16 protein-coding genes and 1 other annotated feature are annotated in these 17752 nt (G+C 38.0%); of the genes, 2 read left to right on the forward strand and 14 right to left on the reverse strand.

All coding sequences use genetic code 11. The annotated features are described in order from the left end of the window. Positions 1–100 precede the first annotated feature (100 nt). The 10 genes from glnA to FC77_RS05735 all read right to left on the reverse strand — a co-directional run bounded on the left by glnA (position 101) and on the right by FC77_RS05735 (position 8372). Entirely contained in the window at positions 101–1438 is a 1338-nt protein-coding gene (gene glnA / locus FC77_RS05695) for a type I glutamate--ammonia ligase (protein ID WP_056970559.1), read from the reverse strand. A gap of 180 nt (positions 1439–1618) precedes the next feature. After that, on the reverse strand, positions 1619–2872 hold the full coding sequence (locus tag FC77_RS05700) for a methionine gamma-lyase family protein (protein WP_054682039.1): 1254 nt from the start codon (positions 2870–2872) through the stop codon (positions 1619–1621). Further along, on the reverse strand, positions 2865–3785 hold the full coding sequence (gene miaA, locus FC77_RS05705) for a tRNA (adenosine(37)-N6)-dimethylallyltransferase MiaA (protein WP_056970560.1): 921 nt from the start codon (positions 3783–3785) through the stop codon (positions 2865–2867). Before miaA ends, FC77_RS05700 begins: the two co-directional genes overlap by 8 nt. Positions 3786–3856: 71 nt before the next feature. Further along, positions 3857–3988 (reverse strand): AbrB family transcriptional regulator, encoded by a 132-nt coding sequence (locus FC77_RS08025; protein WP_151443581.1) that lies wholly within the window; start codon positions 3986–3988, stop codon positions 3857–3859. Between the two features lie 68 nt (positions 3989–4056). Then, a complete protein-coding gene (locus FC77_RS05710) occupies positions 4057–4458 on the reverse strand; it encodes a rhodanese-like domain-containing protein (protein WP_056970561.1) in 402 nt (133 codons plus the stop codon). A gap of 57 nt (positions 4459–4515) precedes the next feature. After that, positions 4516–4740 (reverse strand): YqgQ family protein, encoded by a 225-nt coding sequence (locus FC77_RS05715; RefSeq protein ID WP_054682037.1) that lies wholly within the window; start codon positions 4738–4740, stop codon positions 4516–4518. Next, positions 4740–5420: a rhomboid family intramembrane serine protease gene (locus FC77_RS05720; RefSeq protein WP_056970562.1), complete on the reverse strand. Its 681-nt coding sequence runs from the start codon at positions 5418–5420 to the stop codon at positions 4740–4742. The genes FC77_RS05715 and FC77_RS05720 overlap by 1 nt, the downstream gene beginning before the upstream one ends. Before the next feature lies 1 nt (position 5421). Continuing rightward, a complete protein-coding gene (locus FC77_RS05725; protein ID WP_056970564.1) occupies positions 5422–5994 on the reverse strand; it encodes a 5-formyltetrahydrofolate cyclo-ligase in 573 nt (190 codons plus the stop codon). Positions 5995–6048: 54 nt separating this feature from the next. Beyond that, the gene (rpmG, locus tag FC77_RS05730; RefSeq protein WP_054682034.1) at positions 6049–6198 is read right to left on the reverse strand and encodes a 50S ribosomal protein L33; all 150 of its coding nucleotides are present in this window, start codon (positions 6196–6198) and stop codon (positions 6049–6051) included. An 86-nt stretch (positions 6199–6284) separates the two neighbouring features. Beyond that, positions 6285–8372 (reverse strand): peptidoglycan D,D-transpeptidase FtsI family protein, encoded by a 2088-nt coding sequence (locus FC77_RS05735; protein ID WP_056970570.1) that lies wholly within the window; start codon positions 8370–8372, stop codon positions 6285–6287. A 74-nt stretch (positions 8373–8446) separates the two neighbouring features. On the opposite strand from FC77_RS05735, the gene FC77_RS05740 reads away from it, so the two are divergent. Beyond that, positions 8447–11053, forward strand: coding sequence for a YfhO family protein (locus FC77_RS05740; RefSeq protein WP_308425641.1), 2607 nt, complete (start codon positions 8447–8449; stop codon positions 11051–11053). A gap of 124 nt (positions 11054–11177) precedes the next feature. Further along, positions 11178–12098, forward strand: coding sequence for an N-acetylglucosamine kinase (locus FC77_RS05745; protein ID WP_054682032.1), 921 nt, complete (start codon positions 11178–11180; stop codon positions 12096–12098). Between the two features lie 176 nt (positions 12099–12274). On the opposite strand, the gene FC77_RS05750 is transcribed toward FC77_RS05745, so the two are convergent. From FC77_RS05750 to pheS, 4 genes are all read right to left on the reverse strand, one after another. Beyond that, positions 12275–13186 carry a lactate/malate family dehydrogenase gene (locus FC77_RS05750; RefSeq protein WP_054682030.1) on the reverse strand — a complete coding sequence of 304 codons (912 nt, stop codon included), beginning with the start codon at positions 13184–13186 and terminating at the stop codon, positions 12275–12277. A gap of 55 nt (positions 13187–13241) precedes the next feature. Further along, positions 13242–13718, reverse strand: coding sequence for a transcription elongation factor GreA (greA, locus tag FC77_RS05755; RefSeq protein ID WP_056970574.1), 477 nt, complete (start codon positions 13716–13718; stop codon positions 13242–13244). 78 nt (positions 13719–13796) lie between these two features. Beyond that, on the reverse strand, positions 13797–16211 hold the full coding sequence (pheT, locus tag FC77_RS05760; protein ID WP_056970575.1) for a phenylalanine--tRNA ligase subunit beta: 2415 nt from the start codon (positions 16209–16211) through the stop codon (positions 13797–13799). Then, positions 16211–17260, reverse strand: a complete 1050-nt coding sequence (pheS, locus tag FC77_RS05765; RefSeq protein ID WP_056970577.1) for a phenylalanine--tRNA ligase subunit alpha — start codon at positions 17258–17260, stop codon at positions 16211–16213. Before pheS ends, pheT begins: the two co-directional genes overlap by 1 nt. 38 nt (positions 17261–17298) lie before the next feature. Next, positions 17299–17501, reverse strand: a binding site (T-box leader). Between the last annotated feature and the right edge of the window lie 251 nt (positions 17502–17752).

Raw genomic sequence — 17752 nt, forward strand, 5'->3', positions numbered from 1 at the left:
AAATGATTCGGTTCATAAAGCTAAACTTTCGTCAATGTCTTAACTTAATGACATTGGTACCGCTTGGTACTTCTTTTTTAATCTAATAATTATTTAAAAATTAGTAGCCCATGTACTTGTTTCTTTCCCAATCAGAAACTGATTGAGTATATTGAGACCATTCTAATTCCTTAGAATCGATGAAACTCTTAGTCAGGTGTTCACCTAAAGCACTTTGAATTACTTTATCAGCTTTGAATGCCTTGATTGCATTGTGCAAGGTTGAAGGCAATGGTTTAATCCCTAATTTCTTTCTTTCATCTTCGCTCATCTCAAAGACGTTAGAAGTAACAGGCTTCATTGGCTTTTTGGCTTCTTTAATTCCATTTAAACCGGCAGTTAAACATGCAGCTAACAATAAGTATGGGTTAGCAGTTGGATCAACTGACCGCAATTCCAAACGGGTATTAAGTTCACCAGCAGAAGGAACACGAACAAGTGGTGACCTGTTCTTAGCAGCCCATGAAATATAAACTGGTGCTTCAAAGCCAGGAATTAAACGTTTATATGAGTTAACAGTTGGATCGCCGATAGCAGTTATTGCACGAGCATGTTCCAAAATACCATTTAAGAAGTAAAGAGCTTCATCGGACAAATGATACTTATTGTTTTTATTGTAAAAGACGTTTCTCTTACCCTTAAACATAGACATGTTGGTATGCATCCCATTACCAGCCTGACCTTGAATAGGCTTAGCCATAAAGGTAGCAAATAAATTATGTCTCCTAGCAACTGCACGTACAACCATCTTAAAGATTTGTACCCTATCAGCCGTAGTTAAAGCATCATCAAATTTAAAGTCGATTTCTTGTTGGCCATCACCGACTTCGTGGTGAGCAGCTTCAACTTCAAAACCAATACTTTCTAAAGTTTCAACAATATCACGCCGACAACTTGCACCTTCATCATTAGAAGTTAAATCAAAGTAAGATGCATGATCTGGAACCTCAGTAGTCCAGTTGCCCTTGTCATCTAATTTGAACAAGTGAAATTCAGCTTCAAAACCAATATCAAATTGGGTGTAGCCCATCTTCTTCATCTCACCAAGAACACGTTCCAAATTATTTCTGGGATCTCCTGGAAATGGTTCACGGTTAGTCATATGAACTGAACAAATCAGGCGGCCGATCTTACCGCCACGAACATCGGTCCAAGGTAATACTGCCCAGGTTGAAAGATCAGGGTATAAAACCATGTCACTTTCCTGAAGACGGACAAAACCATCAATTGAAGAACCATCAAAACGGATATCGTTAGACAAAACCTTCTCTAATTGACTTTTTGGAACCTCGACTGCTTTTAAAGTACCATTAATGTCAGTAAAAGCTAACCGCAAAAACCGAACATCGTTATCCTCTACACTTTTTCTTATATCATCTGCTGTAACTGTTTTACACATATTTTCTCACCTATAAAAATAAACTAAATAGTAATTGGTATAGTCATGGTTTCGATTTATATTGCCCTCAAAACCTGATTATTACAATAGCAGACCACTTTAGAAAAGTCAAAGTGGTCTAGGTAGTTTTAAGTATCTTTATCAATATCTTAATTAAATAAAAGTAGGCGAAAGATTAACTTACTGCCTATCTTTAAAGAACAGTTCATTAACAGCATTCGTAATTGCAATCTTAACGTGAGCAAAAGTTAACCCACCCTGCATATAAATTGCGTACGGCGGTCTGATTGGACCATCTCCTGAAAATTCAATTGTGGCTCCCTCAACAAACGAACCGGCAGCCATGATAATCTTATCTTCATAACCTTCCTGCTCACTCGGAATTGGTTCAACAAAGGAATCAACCGGTGAATTAGCCTGCAATTCTTTGGCAAAATTAATCATTTTATCTTTATCATGGAAAATAACGGTTTGAATCAGGTCGGTTCTAGGATCATTCCATTTAGGTGAAACTTCTACACCTACTTTGGCAAGCAATGCAGCAGAATAAATTGCACCCTTAATGGCACTACCAGTAGTATTAGGAGCAACAAACAAGCCTTCATAATAATCAATATTATTATTTAAACTAGCACCCTCACTACGGCCAATCCCAGCACAAGTTAAACGTGCCGCAGCATTTTCAACTAATTCATGCTTACCGACAATATAACCACCGATTTTAGCGAGGCCACCACCAGCATTTTTAATTAAAGAGCCAGCCATCAGATCAGCACCGTATTCCGTTGGTTCATGCTTTTCTGAGAATTCGCCGTAACAATTATCAATAAAGATAATACTCTTAGGTGAAACTTCTTTAATCATTCTAATCATTGGCTTAATTTGGCTAACAGTAAAACTCTGCCTGGTTTCATAACCACGGGAACGCTGAATGACTACCATTTTAGGTTGGTGTGTGCTCAATAATTTACGGGCGGCATCATAATCAACAGCACCATCTTTCAAAGGTACGTGAGAAAATTTAACACCATAAGACATTAAACTACCCCGCTTATTACCGGCTAAACCGATTACTTGTTGCAAGGTATCATACGGCATTCCCGTCAGATAAGTTAATTCATCCCCTGGGAGCAAATTCCCAGCCAATGCCGTAGCTAAAGTATGGGTACCAGAAACAAATTGTGAACGAACCAATGCATCTTCTGTATGAAAAATTTGTGCATAAATTTTATCGAGTTTATCCCGGCCTTCATCATAAGAGCCATAACCGTTTGTTCCCAATAAATCTGATTCAGCTACCTTATTATCCTTAAAGGCTTCTAATACTTTGTTTTGATTATACAAAACATTATCATCAATCTTAGCCAGCTGCGGGGCAATTTCTTTGTCTACCTCTTTAACTAATGTTTGTAATTTCTTAGACCAATTATTCATTCAACCATTCCTCAACTTTCTGCAAAATTTTTTCTTCACAATTCAAATCATTTAAAGGATCAAACCAAGTTACTGGCAGTTTATTTCTAAAATAAGTTAATTGGCGTTTGGCATAATGGCGTGATGATGTTTTAAGCTTAGTAACGCATTCATCCAACGTTTTTTGTCCTTCAAAATACGGGAAAAATTCTTTATAGGCAATTGCTTGTAAAATTTGGTGCTCATCGGTACGTTGATCATAAACAAACTTTGCTTCTCTCAACATTCCATTCTGCATCATTTGTTCAACCCGTAAATTGATCCGGCGATATATCTCCTGCCGATCCGAATTTAAACCAATAATCAGGTAGTCATAACGGGGCTTTATCTCTTTTTGCTGCTCAGAAAATTTCTTACCAGTGCGCTCAATTACTGTCAAGGCACGCAAAGTTCTTCGAGAATTTGGTACAGGTATCTTTTGCGCTGCTTCAGGATCTTTTTTCTTCAAACATTGCCATAATTTTTCAGCCCCATTACTTGTCAAATAATCCTGCCATTTTGGGGCTACACCACTATTTTCTTCATGCCGTTCTCCCAACTGCATTTGATTAAGCAAGGCATTAACATAAAAGCCAGTACCACCGACTAGCATCGGTAATTTATTTTTTTGACTAATTTCATTGATAGCTGCTTGTGCCTGATCAACAAAATCTTTAACAGAATAACTATCAAATACCGACTGACTATCCACAAGATAATGTTTAACCTGTTTTTGCTCTTCGGGCGTTGCTTTGGCAGTACCAATGGCTACTTCGCGGTATACCTGCATGGAATCACCAGAGACAATTTCTGCATTTAATTTTTTTGCTAACTTAATTGCCAATTTAGTTTTTCCAATCGCAGTCGGACCCACAATTGTCAGTATTTTCCGCATTCTTACCGCCCCTTCCCAAAATAAATTAACTATATCCTTTACTTAGCTCAATATTTTTTAATTAAAATTCATTAATCAATTATCTCAGAGCCAACATCTGGCCTCCAATCTATCTCAGGAGTAGATAAATTCCCATATTTTTTCTCTTGCGCCTTAACAATATCCCACATATTCTCAGGAGTCTCTTCTTTTGTTAACTTCATTTTATTTCCTCTTATTATCAATAAACTAAAAAACATGCCTGAGAAAAGTCCCAAACATGTTTTCCTAATTAATACTTAGATGATTTAGTGCGGCCCTTCCATTCTTCAAAGCCATCTTTCAGCCAGTAAATGGATTTAAAACCTTTTTTCTTTAAAAAGCTTGCGGCTCTTAAAGTCATCGTTAACGAATCGGAATAAAGGTAAACCGGTAAATCAGGTCTTAATTCACTATATTGGTACTTAAGCATTGTGTAAGGCAAGTTACGGGCACCGTCAATATGCTTACGCTTAAACGGTTCTTTTTCCCTTACATCAACGATTTGTGCCTTTCTCATACCTTTATTGAACTCATCATTATCGAGTCTGCCACCGATCCGCTTGGCTTGAATCTTATTCCAGCCCCAAACGGCAACAAATGCAATCACAATGGCTCCTAACACAACATCTAAAATGATTAAAAATTGTGACATAGCTTTAAATCCGCTCCTCTAAAAAACTTACAAATACAATAATAAACCTAAAACATTTTAGGTGCTATGCTTTTTAGGCTCTTTTTCTTTTCGCTCCTCAGCTTCATGCTCACGTTGCAAAATTAATTTCGCAATCATATAAGTATGTTCATCAAGTACACCGGCATGACGAATGTTGTCTAATTCGATTGCCATTAATTCAATGTCCCAAATTCTCTTGCCGACATGAACAAGAACACCATACTTTTCAAGAAGCTGCTGGACATCATATAAACTTTTCATCAAAATTTAATTACCATACCCGTTCTAACTGTAAAGACGACGTAGACAACCAATCCGACAAATGCAATCACACGCCACTTAACGCTATAACGCTTCATCGTTCTGTCACCAGCAATAATCGCCAGTAAGAATCCGGCTATCAGACCGCCCAAATGTCCTTGAATATCAATATTAGGAGCAAATAAATCTAACACAATGTTAATTAAGGCTAAAACAAAAGCTTGCCGGGCCAAATAAGAAATAATTGGGTTGGACATATTGCGCAGACCGATTGCAACCATTGCACCAAAAAGGCCAAAAATGGCGGTTGAAGCACCAGCACTGATAGCTTTATCACTACCAAAGGCTAAACTGAGCAGGTTCCCGCCGACACCAGATAAAAGGTAAACAAACAGAAAGCGCCAGTGACCCATAATCGGTTCCATATATTGACCCATGTAATAAATAATTACCGCATTGGATACCAGGTGTAAAACACCGATATGGAGGAATTGAGCTGTAAAAAGTCGCCACCATTGTCCACCAGCTACGATGGCATAATTACTCATGGCACCCATTTTTAGCAGAACTTCATTGTTCTCTGAACCGCCCATGAACATTTCAGTAATAAAAATCATGAGTAATCCACCCAAAATGGCAATTGTCATGTAGCAATCTTTGAGATTCAGTCTTTGATTCATATTAACCTCGTAAAATTTGTTTTGGAGTAATAATCGTTTGGATAGGAATATCTGTTTTTTCAACCTTCCAGCTAGCAGTTGGAAAAGCCATCTTCGAATTAACCAGCGCTACCGTTTTAGAATCTGGATGTTTAGCTAAAAAACGATCATAGTAACCGCCGCCAAAACCTAAACGTTCATGAGTGTCTAATGCAAAAGCCAATCCGGGCACAATGATTAAATCAAGGTCATCATTGATCTGGGCATCCAGATCACTTACCTCTTCGATGCCAAACTTCGATTTTTCAAGTTTGGATTTATAGGTATAGTGCAGAAAATCCTGGCTATGATTTGCATCGTTATGTGCCTTAGCTAAATAAACATCTTTGCCTTCATCCCACAAACAGGCAATTAACTTTGAAGTATCAACTTCAACCGGTAAAGACGAAGTAACGCCAATTGTTTGACTATTTTTTAATAATTCCGTATTCATTATTTGATCAAGCAAGAGTTCATCTTCTCGATCTTTTTCTTCGTTATCCGCAAAATCGCGCAATTTTTCGATTTGCTGTTTACGTAACTCTTTTTTATTCATATTTCTTCCAAATACAAAAAATAGCAGGCATCTAGACCTACTATCTTGGCTTTATTACTTAGTTTCACGGTGAAGTGTTACTCGTCTGTCAACTGGGCAATACTTCTTCAAAGTTAAACGTTCCGGATGCTTACGCTTGTTTTTCTTAGATAAATAACTTCTATCGCCACATTCGGTGCATTCCAAAATGATGTTATCTGCCATTTCTTTCACCACCTACAATTTAGTTTCTAACTATATTAGAATAGCATTTTTCTTAGCGTTTGGCTAGGGCTAATGATTACTTTTTATTATTTATGCAGACTGTAATAATCCTGAATCATTGCCTTGGCTACCTGTAAAGTATAAGTACCTTCACCATCTGGATCAAGTCCAGGGAAGACAACAGCAACAGCCAGATCAGGATTCTTCGATGGAGCATAACCAACGAAAGTTGAATTAATCAGCTCTGGGGCATTCTTTTGGTGCGGTTTAGACGGATCATAATAATAAGTCTGAGCAGTACCAGTCTTACCAGAGACTGACGGCTTAACACCCTTCAGCGGGTGTGCGGTACCCCAGCTATTAGTACCATGAACAACCCGGTAAAATCCTTGTTGAACGATATTCAATTCGTCCGGGGTCCAGGGAATCCTTTGTTGCACGTTGGGTTCTTTATTATAATCAATGTAGATCTGTTTGCCATTTGTACCAGTTTTACCAACCGATTGAACAATGTATGGCTGCATGCGGTACCCTCCATTAGCAACGGTAGAAACATACTGGACCATTTGAATTGGCGTATAGGCGTCGTAGTTACCGTAAGCCAAGTCAAGTACAGATCCGGAAAGAATATTACCCTTCGAATTAAAGGATTTACCTTGAATTCCGGCAACTTCCCCAGGAAGATCAACACCGGTCTTTTGTCCTAAACCAAACATGTTAAAGTTTCGCCGCAGAACATCAAAGGAATTTCTTGGCATACTAATATATGACTTGGGTACATATTTAGCGTGAACCCATTTCATAGCTAAGTGCATCATGTAAATGTTACTGGAAACTTCTAGGGCCGTTTCTGCATCCAAGGCACTAAAAGTACCAATTGGGTAAACAGATTTTTTAACTGGTGAACCTGGTAAGTAAATTGCCGTATCAGGCAAGGTGCTGTTGGTCGGGGTGATTGCCTTGTTAATCAAACCACCACCAACGGTTGCACCTTTAACTGCGGATCCCATAACAAAGGACTGGTTAATTACCCCTAAGGCATTCTCAGTCATTTTGTTCTTCTTAGGATCACGATTTAAACCAGCAATGGCTAGGAGTGCACCTGTTTTTGGATTCATAGCAACTGCGTAGGCACCATTAGAATAGTGGGCCGCACCAGATGCTAAAGCTGAAGAATAAACTCGCTTTAAGTCAGCTTGAACTTTCTTCTGGTACTTAGCATCTAATGTCAATATTAAACTGGCACCGACTTGACCTTTGTAAACTGTCTTAGTTTGCTGAATATCCCCGTTACCCTTAGTTGTAACCTTGCTGGTAGATTTAGTACCCTTAAGGAGTGGCTCGTATTCCTGCTCCAAGTATGAAGTACCAACTCGATCATTACGTGAGTAACCATTAGTTAGGTAATATTGCAAATTATCGCTTGGCAGTCCAGATTTTTCACTGGAAACCGAACCAATAATACTCTGAATTGAGGACCCATTAGGATATGATCGTTGCCAATCAGTCCCAATACCAACACCTGGTAACTCGGATAGGTGTTCCCCAACCTGAGCAATTTCTGTATTGGTTAAATTTTTGTTTTTAAGATAAATCGTTGATAAAGTATAGGCACCAGAGATTTTATTGAAAATCAAAGCTGCGGTTTTTTGTTTAGGGGTTAACTTTATACCCTGCTTTTTAACTTCTTCGCCTAGCTTTTCATTAATCAAGCTTTGGTCCTGACTATCCCTAATCGATTTAGGTAATTTAGCTAGTGCTGGTTTAGAATTCTGTGGATTAGCCAAATAAAAATCAGTTTCCTGCTGTTCAGTCGGTTTTTCATCACTGAGTTTTATATAATTACTTAAGGCATTAGAAACCGTATAGGCTTGATCACTCGTCGTTGAAGCGCTCTTAGTATAAGTAATCGCATTGTTAGCCTTATTACCAACCAGCACACGACCTTTGGTATCATACATGACACCCCGAGGCACCTGGCTAGAAACAACGGCTGAATTCGACTTCTGTACTTCAGATTTAAAGCGCGAACCGTAATCTAGCTGCAAATATGCGAGTTGCCCAATTAAAGTTGCAAAAAGAATAAAAATAACACATAAGATAATTTTCATTCTAACTGGTGTTGAAGACTGATTTTTCGAACCAGTTCCACTATTTTTTCTAAAAAAATCCACGTAAATCGTCCCTCACTAAACTGCAGTTATTTTAACAAAAAGCTGGCAGCAATTCTATGATTAGGTAAGGAGTTTTGTTAAATTTTAAGATGATTAAACTAAAAAGCGGAAAAACCAACTTTGCTATCTTCAAAAAGCAAGCAATTACTTATTGGATTAGCTTCCTTATCCCTATGTTAGTGTTCGCTACTTATTTTATTACAAAGGGTGGTAATATCCTAACTGTCGATTTAGGACAGCAATATATTGACCTCTTAGCTTTCTTTAGGAGAAACTTATTTACACATCCCCTAAAGCTAATTTATAGTTTTCAAAACGGATTGGGCGGCTCTTTAATTGCTACTGCAGCGTACTACCTATCCAGTCCCTTTAACTTAATTCTATTTCTTTTCAGTCAGAAGCAGCTGCCAATTGCAATATTTATCGTTATTTCCTTAAAAATCGGCACAATTGGCCTCACTAGCTTTTATTACTGGAATAAAAACAGCAGGAAACAAAAGCAGATGTGTGCCTTAGCAGCCAGTTCTGCCTATGCACTATCAGGTTACGTGGTTGCCAATTACTTTAACTTAATGTGGCTCGATTCTCTGATCTTCTTACCATTATTAATTAACGCTATCGATCAAATCCTTAAGCATGAAAAAAGCCACCTAATCCTCATTACCTTTGCACTGTGGTTTACCAACTTTTATACGGGATTAATGACACTCTTCTTTGGCTTTTTGTATTTATTGAGCAACATTTTCCTAAAAAATAAATATGAATGGTGGCCAATTTTAAAAACTTACCTTGAAAAGGGTATTTTAGGTTCATTTTTGGATGCTTTTATGCTTCTGCCAGTCTTCTCAGAGATGCTCACCGGCAAAGCCGCTTCCGGCACAAATTGGAGCTGGGGCTTTCAATTCCCACCCTACCAAGAACTAGCTAAGCTAGCCGATGGTGCCTATAACTTCCACGAAATGGAGGAAGGACTACCAAACATCTTTCTCACCATTCCGTTTTTGCTCTTAGCCATTGCATATTTTTTAAGTAAGAAAATCAATTGGCGAGCTAAATTGGCAAATGGGCTGTTACTAATCCTCTTAGTAGCTTCCTTATTCTGGACGCCACTAGTCTTATTCTGGCACCTGGGACAATTCCCAGTCTGGTATCCAGGCCGCTTCAGCTTTCTGCTCGTCTTTCTTATGTTAAATTTAGGAATTACCTTCCTTAATAGGCAAGATCATTTCCTGCTTTGGCAAAAACTATTCTTGTCAGTCATAGCTGCATTATTGCTTGCTTACCTTTATTTCAATCGGAACAGTTTTGACTTCTTAAATCAGCAAAACCTGCTTCTGACTGCCCTGTTTACGGCCTTAATGCTACTCTTTATCTGCTTTATTTATGGTTACAATAACTTCAGCGGTTACTTTCTGACAATTAGTGTCGTGCTCGAACTCATTTGCAATTTGGTACTTGCACTTAACAATCTTTCTTACCAAAAAAATGGTGATTACCGCAACTTCAGCACAAATACCACACAGGTTACTAATTATTTGTGGAAAAATGACCACACACTCTTTCGAACCGAAAAGAATTTCTACCGCTCAGATGATGATCCGTTCACTGCTAACTACTATGGCTTGAGCAATTTCAACTCTATCAGCAACCAGAAAGTTATTAATTTTATGGGAGCTTTGGGTTATATGCACAACAATAACTCTTACACCAATTACGGCGGAACACCGGTCAGTGATGCTTTGCTAGGCGTTAAATATTATATTGAACCCAATTACGTAGGTGACTCAGTCAAGCATAATCAGCAAATGGTTTACAACAATGCTAATCACCGTTTAGATTTAAGCAACTATACAATTAAAAAAGAATTTAAACAGTTGTTATTAACTGAAAATAAACAGGCATTGCCACCATTGTTCTTAACCATTAATACCGATCAAAAATTTGACTTTACGCCCGATAATCCAAGCTTTAACCAGCAATTGCTCTTAAGTAAAATAACTGGAAGTAAAAAGAAAATCTTTAAGAATCTAGATTGGCCAACTGCACAAATGCATAATGCAGTCCCAGAATTGAACGATGCGATGGAATACCATAAAAAGGATAAGTTAAAGAACAGTAACGTCAGCTTTACCCTTAATCTAAAGACTAATAATTCCTATTATCTAGAATTACCAAGCGGTTTAGATGACGATCAGGTTGACCTTTATGTTAACGGTAATAAAATTGACGTTGCTGCTCGTGATGACCAAAGTCGCTTAATTGACATTGCCAACAAGCAGAAGGGCCAAAAGATTAGGATTAACTTTATTTTGAAAAATAAATTCCTGGATTTGAGTGCAGCTAATTTATGGTCCCTAAAAACTAAACAACTTAAACAAATATTGCAACAATTCAAGAAACAACAGCCAAGTACTTACCAACCTGCCTCTTTACTTATTAGCAGCTCCAACTTTTACACGGCTAATAAAAAAGATCTGGCTTCGACTATTCCTTACAGCAATAACTGGCTCATTTTTGATAAGCAGCACCTACTTAAAAAGAAAGTATTTGCTAACACATTTTTAAGTGCCACATTAACAAAAGGACGACATCACTTAGTTTTGGTTTACGTACCATTTGCCTTTCTAATTGGTTGTGTAATTTCCTTAATTACCCTATTTATAAGTAAAAATTATAAGTAAAAAGATTAAAAAACGTTATCGTTAACGCTAACAATTGATTTTATACTAGACCGAAGACGAGATTGTGTAATAAAATGAATACGTTAACATGTGATAAATTTAATTTATAGAAAGAAGAATAATCATGACTCTTAAATACCAAATTGGTGTCGACGCTGGTGGTACACATATCACAGCGATTGCTTATGATTTAAAAGGTGAAGAACTTGATCGCTCAGAAGCTGGTCCTGGTCAGATAAATACTAATTACGAGGCTGGTATCAACAACATTGCGAAGGCAATTAATAAATTATTGAATACAATTGATGGTGACTGCATGCGAATTTTATGTGGCATCTCCGGTTTATCGGTAGTCGGTAATGCACCAGTTGTTGCTGCCACTATTTCATCTAAGGCCGATAACCTGCCAACTAGAGCCGTTACTGACTCACTCTTGGCCCTTTATAACGGACTAGAAGGTGACGATGGCGGTTTGGTCATTGCTGGTACCGGTTCAGTTTTCAATGGCTTGCAGAAAGGGCATTTAATCGCTGTCGGCGGTTATGGCAACATTTTAGGTGATGAAGGTTCAGGTTACGCGATTGCGGTTGCAGCCTTGAAATCTGCCCTCCTCAGTTGGGACAAGCGTGAAAAGAATGGTTTGATCCCAATGTTTACCAAATTGTTTAACGTTGAACAAATGGATGAATGTACCGGTAAATTCTACAAGATGAAGAATGCAGATGTAGCTGGTTTGGCTGTTCACGTTGCTAAATTAGCTGATAGTGGTGATAAAGCTGCTACTGATGTTATCAAGGGGCAAGCTCATTTATTGGCCCGTGACATCATCATCGGACTTGATCGTTATGAAGATCCTAAGCCAATGAAGGTTGCTTTAACCGGTTCTGTTTTAGCAAACAATAAGATGTTGCGGGATGCAATGGAAAAAGAGGTCCAAACCAAATATCCTAAGGCTAGCTTCCCAATTTCTAACGGTGAAAATGCCCGTGGTGTTGTCTTTGATAAGAGTAAAGATTATCGTTACTTCACTAATCCTAACGATTAATTAAAGATGAATAGTGTTTCCTGTTAATACTTACGAATAATATGTATTAACAGGATTTTTTATTTAAAAAGAGCGATGCAGAATGGATAAATAAGTTGTATATCCTGCAATCATTAAGCATTTAAAAAATAAAAAAATACATTTCTCACGAAATGTATTTTACAGATTAAAGTGCTTTACTTCTTTAATTCTTTCAAATGCTTTTTAATCTTATTTGCAGATGCAGTTAATTTATTATGCTCATCCTCGGTTAATTTCAACTCAACCAATTGTTCAATTCCATCACTGCCAATAATTGCGGGATAACCAATATAAGTCTTGTATTCTGGATCATAAGCTGAAACTGAAGCATACAAACGAGCGTCACTAAAGACAGCCTGAATCAATCTAACCGCACAAGTTGCTATTGCATAGCAGGTATAGCCTTTGCCCTTAGCAACAGCAAAAGAATTTTCATTAGGCTTATCACTGATTTTCTTTTGGTCATCTTCATTAAACAATTGCAAGGCAATCTTGTTGTTAACTCGAACGGTTGACCAGGCAACAAATTGCGTTGAGCCATTTTCACCTAAGACAAATCCTTCAACGTTAACTGGATTCTGCCCCAATTTTTCACCGATAATTCTCTGCATTCTAGCAGTACCAAGATATGTCCCAGTTCCAAATACGCGGTTTTTCTTTAAATCGCTGCTCTTCTGCAAAATTGCAGTAATGGCATCACACGGATCAGAAATATTTAACAGGACACCTTTAAAGCCAGACTTCTTAATCTTATGTCCAACTTTCTTTGCTTTCTTAGCATTGCTCTTAAATTCAGCGAATCGGTCCGTTGCCTTAACAGTTTCAGATACATCCCCAAACGCAGTCACAATCACATCCGCATCCTTTAATGCATCCCAGTCTTGCATCTTAATCTGGACATAATAATTGTTAACTGCCAATGCATCCCGCAAATCGTTATATTCGGCGGTCACCTTATCATCGTTTTTATCAATTAAGACTAATTCATCCGCAATTCCGTGCGTGAACAAGGTATAAGCTACCGTTGCACCAACATGGCCTAAACCAATAATTCCAATTTTTCTCATATTTAAATTCCTCTAAAAGAAAAAGAGGCGGTTAATCGTCCCACCTCTTTAATAATTAATCTTCAACTTTATTAATCTTAACCTTAAATTTGCCGCCAGGGGTGGTAATTTCTACCGTTTGCCCCTTTTTCTTGCCAAGTAAAGCTTGGGCAATCGGTGAATCGTTAGAGATCTTACCGTTCAAAGGATCAGATTCATCACTACCTACAATCGTGTAAGTTTCGGGATCATCTTCACCAACTTCAGTATAAGTAACCTTCTTACCAACGGATACTTCATTGGGATCAACGGAATCAGCGTCAACAACGTGGGCATACTTGAGCATCTGCTCAACTACGTCAATTCTGTCCTCAACATGACTCTGTTCATCCTTAGCTGAATCGTATTCAGAGTTTTCAGATAAATCCCCGTATGAACGGGCAATCTTAATTCTCTTAATAACCTTTGGACGTTTAACTAACTTTAAATTCTTTAATTCTGCTTCCAGTTTTTCTTTACCTTCGGCAGTCATTGGATATGATTTTTCAGGCATAAAATATTCTACTCCTTAAAGTTCAAACTCTTTTTGTGCATGCTCTATAATATTGATTTACTAGCTTAAAGTCAACCTTTAACGGATTTTAGCGTTAATATCTTTCTCTAAGTAACTAGTAATATTATCCATTGCTTTATTAACCACTTTATCAGTTAAAGTATCCTTTTCATTTAAAAAGGTTAAGTTATAAGCCAAACTCTTCTTATTTGCATCAACATGAACACCCTGATAAACGTCAATTACCTTAAGATTTACCAGGTATTTACCGGCATTAGCACGGATTACGTTTTCAATTTCTTGGTTATCAACGTCTTTATCAACCAGGATCGATAAGTCCCGCTCAATTGCTGGGAACTTAGGTGCTTCCTTAGCTACAGTCTTCTTATTAAGCATTGGAATAATTGTATCCAGGTTTAATTCATAACCATAAAGTTTGGCACCACGCAAAGCTTTGTCTTTCATAGTAACTGCATGAGCAACCATGCCGATCATCCCGACATACTGATCATTGATATAAATTCCAGCAGTTCTGGTTGGGTGCATCCCAGCGATAGCCTCAGGTTTATATTCAACCTCGTCATCATTAATGCCAATAGCTGTCAGTAAATTAGATAACTGACCCTTAACGAAGTAGAAATCGACCTTTTGGTTTAAATGCTGCCAATTTTCGGCATAAGTAGTACCTGAATATAAAGTAGCCAAGTGCTCATGTTCATTGAAGGTACCACCATCATGATCATAAACTCTTCCTTGCTCATAAAAGGCAAGCTCTTTTTGTTTACGGGCCATATTGTAGCTAGCCGCATCAACCAAACCGGTCATCAGATTTTGTCTCATCGTCGAACGGCTGGAATTAAGCGGCCATTGAACCTTAACCAGGTCTTTTGGATCTTTCGTATAACGAACAGCTTTTTCAGGTGAGGTCAATGAATAAGAGATAGCTTCCATCATGCCCTGACCCTGAACAATCCGCTTAATCCGTCTGATCATGGTTTCCTTAACAGAATAACCACCATGTGTTTCTGGTAGAACCGGTGCGGTTGACTTCAAATTATCATAACCATACAAACGGCCAACTTCTTCAACCAAATCAGCAGGGATTGAGATGTCCCACCTTCTATTTGGAACGTGAACGGTTAACTTATTACCGTCAATTTCAGTAGGGAAATTTAAACGTTTGAAGATATTAAGCATTTCTTCGGATGAAATTTCAGAACCTAAAACCTTATTGATATAAGAAACTGTCGTGTGGACAACAACTGGTTTACGCTGCTGGTCAGTAGCCTTGATAATACCTGCATCAACTGTAGCTGAAGCATCGTTGCGTAAGAGCAATGCTGCCATGTTAATAGCTTTTTCAGTATTATCCCAGTTAACACCTTTTTCATAACGGCTTGAAGCTTCAGTTCTATTAGCGTGCCGCAACGCAGCTTTTCTAATCAAAGTTGGGTCAAAGATAGCTGATTCCAAAATTACGTCGGTAGTATCTGAGGTGATTTCTGAATTAAGGCCACCCATGACACCAGCCATCATTACCGGCTTATCACCATCGGTAATGATAATGTCGTTAGGATCCAAATCAACCAACTTATCATTAAGCAAGGTTAATTTTTCACCTTTATTAGCTTTTCTAACTACCAACTTGCCATTAGCAAAAGTCTTAGCGTCATACGCATGCATTGGTTGACCAGTTAACAACATAATGTAGTTAGTTACATCCACCACATTATTAATTGGGCGAATGCCAGCGTTCCAGAGACGTCTCTGCATCCATAACGGACTATCCGCAATTTTAACGCCAGTAACTTTGCGTAAATAATATTTAGGAGCTAACTTAGGATCAACTACGGGATTAATTTGCTTAGTCCAGTCAGGTCCATCTTCCTTTAAAGTAACATCTTCAACGTTAACTTTTTCATCAACAATGGCACCGACTTCGTAAGCAGCACCTTCCATTGACAAGGTATCTGCACGGTTAGGTGTTATATCAAAGTCAAGGATATAGTCATCCATGCCTAATGCTTGATAAACGTCCTGACCTGGTTTTATGTCAGCGTCTTCAGGGAAGACATAAATTCCATCGACGTACTTTTCAGGAACAATTCCATCAGCGAAACCAATTTCTTGCAGAGCACAAATCATACCGTTGGATTGCATCCCACGGAGTTTGCTCTTTTTAATTTTTACATTGCCGGCAATCCTGGCACCGTGAAGCGCAACAATTACGTTTTGCCCAGCAGCAACATTGGGAGCGCCACAGACAATTTGAATTGGGTCATTCTCACCAACATCAACGTGTGTTAAATTCAAGTGAGTACCCTCAACCTTTTTACAGTCAAGAATATGACCCACAACAATCTTTTTTAACCCCTTTTCAGGATGATTAACGCTAGCAATTTCAATTCCAGTCCGGGTGATCTCATCTGCCAACTTATTTGGATCCTGATTTAATTTAAGAAAATCTTGTAACCAATTATATGAAACTAGCATTATCTTTCCTCCTTACGGAATTGTCCTAAGAAGCGGACATCATTAGTATAGAAATCACGAATATCATCAATCCCATATTTCAAAATTGCAAAACGGTCTAAGCCAATACCAAAAGCAAAGCCACCATATACGTCAGGATCAACACCAGCATTCGTCAAAACATTAGGGTGAACCATGCCGGCACCTAACACTTCAATCCAGCCAGTGTATTTACAAATCGGACAACCTTTGCCTTCACAGTTAAAACAAACGACGTCCATTTCAACCGATGGTTCAGTAAATGGGAAGTAACTTGGACGAAGGCAAGTTCCCCTATCTTGACCAAAGACGTGCCGAGCTGTTTCTTCCAAAGTACCCTTCAGGTCACTCATAGTAATATTCTTGTCAATTACTAAACCTTCCATCTGCATGAATTGGTGAGAGTGGGTGGCATCATCGTCATCACGACGGTAAACCTTACCAGGGCCAACCATCTTCAACGGGCCTTTAGAGAAGTCATGCTTTTCAAGGACACGAGCTTGGTCACCAGAGGTTTGTGGTCTAAGCAAATTTTCTGAATCAATATAGAAAGTAGCTTGCATATCGCGAGCCGGGTGATCCTTTGGCAGGTTCATCATTTCAAAACAGTAATGATCAGTTTCAATTTCTGGTCCCTGGACTACTTTGTAACCCATACTGATAAAGTAAGTTTCCAAATCATCTAAAATAATATTGATTGGGTGTTCTGAACCAAGGTGAGTTTTACGACCTGGCAAAGTAACATCAATTTTTTCTTTTTGCAGTTTTTCAGCTACCAAAGCTTTATTTATTTGATCTTTAGTACCATTTAACTTCTTATTGAACAAATCACGTAACTGGTTAACTTTTTGTCCAACTTCACGTCTGTCTTCTGGCGCAACGTCACGCATAGAACGCAAAATTTTAGTTAATTCACTCTTGCGTCCTACAAGTTTAACGCGCACATCATTTAATTTTTTCTCATCGCTAGCCTTTTCGATTTCGGCTAAGCCTTTTTCACGAAGTTCTTTTAACTTGTCTGATAAATCCATCAGTCTTTTCCCTTCACATAAAAAAAGCTTCATCCCTTCTCAGGGACGAAGCTTCGCGGTACCACCCTAGTTTGGACAAAAACTGTCCACACTCAAGTTTTCGATAACGGTGAATACCGGAATTGATTAGATCCTACTCGCAAGATGAAATTCACAACCCATATTTAAACTTTTCTTTCAGCTACTAAAAAAGTCTCTCTTGTAAATAGCGGTTGCTACTAGTCTTGTTCTCTGTAATTAATTATAAGGATAGGACATTTTATTTAAACTTGCAAGTTTAACCTGTTTGAACATAATTTATCTCATAATAAAAAACAAAACTATTTTTTGCTTGCATTACCTTTAAAATATAGTATTATTCTAATTATCATCTCCACAATCTAATATGTTTGAAGGACAAAAAAGAATCATTCACACGAATGATCCTTTTTTATTGGGCTCTGTGTCAATCGCTGGTGATAGAAAATTTAAAACAAGACTAAATTAATGAAT

The sequence above is a fragment of the Lactobacillus acetotolerans DSM 20749 = JCM 3825 genome (assembly GCF_001436775.1).
Lineage (GTDB): Bacteria > Bacillota > Bacilli > Lactobacillales > Lactobacillaceae > Lactobacillus > Lactobacillus acetotolerans.